A 2,860-nucleotide genomic window follows, 5' to 3' on the forward strand; every position below is an offset into this window, starting at 1 on the left:
GGGGCGCGCTCGACCGCGGACGGGGGTCGGCCGGTCGTCGTGGTGCAGCCGCCGTCGACCAAGAAGATCGTGGTCGACGTCGTCGTGCCCGTGCCTGACCTGTCCGACCTGCGCGGCACCGAGGTGACGCCGGACGACCTCGACCTGTCCGGCGCCGCGGCCGGACCGCTGCCCCGCCCGTCGATCTGGCCGCACGTCGAGGAGCGCGTCGTCGACCTCGTGGCCCAGCACCGGTCCACCCTCGTGTTCACCAACTCGCGCCGCGGCGCCGAGCGGCTGACGGCCAGGATGAACGAGGTCTGGGCCGAGCGCTCGGGCGAKGACGTGCCGGATCCCGCGACGCTGCGGGCGGCCGCGGTGCCCGCGCAGTCCGGGACGGCGGTCGGCGTCGACACCCGGGACGCCACCACGATCCTCGCGCGAGCGCACCACGGCTCGATGAGCCGCGCCGAGCGGACCCGGACCGAGTCCGAGCTCAAGGCCGGGCTGCTGCCCGCGGTGGTCGCGACGAGCTCGCTGGAGCTCGGGATCGACATGGGCGCCATCGACCTGGTGGTGCAGGTAGGCTCGCCGCCCTCGGTGGCCAGCGGGCTGCAGCGCGTCGGCCGGGCCGGGCACCAGGTGGGTGCGGTGTCCCGGGGCATCGTCTTCCCGACGTTCCGGGGGGAGCTGGTCCCGGCGGCGGTCACCGCGCAGCGGATGCGGGACGGGTCGCTCGAGGCGATTCGGATCCCGCGCAACCCGCTCGACGTGCTCGCGCAGCAGATCGTGGCGATGGTCGCGGTCGAGGACTGGTCGCTCGAGGAGCTGGCGGTCGTGGTGCGGCGCGCGTCGCCGTTCTCCGGGCTGGGCGACGCGACGCTGCGCGCGGTGCTCGACATGCTGGCCGGGCGGTACCCGAGCGAGGAGTTCGCAGAGCTGCGCCCTCGGCTCGTGTGGGACCGGGTGCGCGACGTCCTCAGCGGCCGCCCGGGCGCGCTGCGGCTCGCGGTCACCAGCGGCGGCACCATCCCGGACCGCGGCCTGTTCGGCGTGTTCCTGGCCGGCAGCGCGACCACGAGCGACGTCCCGGTCGACGCGGAGCGTTCCGGCGGCACGGTCCGCGGCGGCAAGCGCGTCGGCGAGCTCGACGAGGAGATGGTCTACGAGTCGCGGGTCGGCGACATGTTCACCCTCGGCTCCAGCACGTGGCGGATCGACGACATCACCCCCGACCGCGTGCTGGTCACGCCGGCGCCGGGCGTCCCCGGCAGGCTCCCGTTCTGGAAGGGCGACTCCCAGGGCCGGCCCGCCGAGCTGGGGCAGGCGATGGGGGGCTGGGTCCGCGAGCTCGGCGCGCTCTCCGACGACGATGCCCGCGCGCGCGTCGAGGCGGCCGGCCTGGACCCGTGGGCCGCCGACAACCTGCTCACCTACCTGCGCGAGCAGCGCGAGGCGACGGGCGAGGTCCCCACCGACGTCGTGCTCGTGGTCGAGCGGTTCCGCGACGAGCTGGGCGACTGGCGCGTGGTGCTGCACTCCCCGTACGGCGCGCGCGTGCATGCCCCGTGGGCGATCGTCATCGGCGCGCGGCTGCGGGAGCGGTACGGCGTGGACGCGGCCGCGATGCACTCGGACGACGGGATCGTCCTGCGCCTGCCCGACATGCTGGACGGGGGCCTGGACGCGGGGTTCGGCGTCGACGACCCGTGGGCGGAGCAGACCGGCCCCGCGATCGACCTGGCGTCGCTCTTCCTCGACCCCGACGAGGTGCTCGGCTCGGTGCAGGCCGAGCTCGGCTCCTCGGCCATGTTCGGTGCGCGCTTCCGCGAGGCCGCGAGCCGAGCCCTGCTGCTCCCCCGGCGGCGCCCCGACCGCCGCCAGCCGCTCTGGCAGCAGCGGCAGCGCTCGGCGCAGCTGCTCTCGGTCGCCTCCGCGTACCCCGACTTCCCGATCCTCCTGGAGGCGGTCCGGGAGTGCCTCCAGGACGACTTCGACACCGAGGCGCTGACCACGCTCATGCGGGACGTCGCCTCCCGGAAGATCCGGGTCGTCGAGGTGACCACCACCCAGCCGTCGCCCTTCGCGCAGTCTCTGCTGTTCGGATACACCGCCCAGTTCCTGTACGACGGCGACGCGCCGCTGGCCGAGCGCCGCGCCGCCGCCCTCACGCTCGACCCCACGCTGCTGGCCGAGCTCCTGGGCCAGGGCGGGGAGTCTCAGCTGGCCGACCTGCTCGACCCGGACGCCGTCCTGCGGACCGAGGCCGAGCTCAGCGGTCGCGCGCCGGAGCGCCAGGCGGGCACGCTCGAACAGCTGGCCGACGCCGTCCGGCGGCACGGACCGCTCACCGCCGGCGAGCTGGCCGAGCGCACGAGGCCGGAGGTCCGCGAGCAGGTACCGGCCTGGTTGACCGACCTGGRGGGCGCCCGGCGGCTCATCCGGGTGCGTCTTGGTGGCGTGGCCCCCGAGCGGGCGGAGCAGTGGGCAGCCGTCGAGGATGCCGGGCGCCTGCGCGACGCCCTCGGGGTCGCCCTGCCGGTCGGGGTGCCCGAGGTGTTCACCGAGGTGGTGCCGGACCCCGTGGGCGACCTGCTGCGCCGGCACGCCCGGACGCACGGGCCCTTCACGGCGGCCCAGGCGGCCACCCGGTTCGGGTGGGGTGTCGCGGTCGTCGCCGAGACGCTGCGACGGCTCGAGGGCCTCGGCGTGCTGGTCCAGGGGCGTCTCCGACCGGACGTGCTCGGGGGCACCGGCGACGAGTTCTGCGACGCGGACGTGCTGCGGACGTTGCGGCGCCGGTCGCTCGCTGCTCTCCGGGCAGAGGTCGAGCCGGTCGACCCGCAGGCGCTCGGGGTGTTCCTGCCGCGCTGGCAGGGCG

General features: G+C 75.7%; 1 protein-coding gene. It reads left to right on the forward strand.

The window, feature by feature from the left end; translation table 11 throughout:
* Nucleotides 1–2,860, forward strand: a 2,860-nt coding sequence (locus AC1DUQ_RS20120) for a helicase-related protein (protein WP_477074457.1), incomplete at both ends; no start/stop codon positions are given.

Source organism: Cellulomonas sp. P4_B5_2 (genome assembly GCF_056402235.1).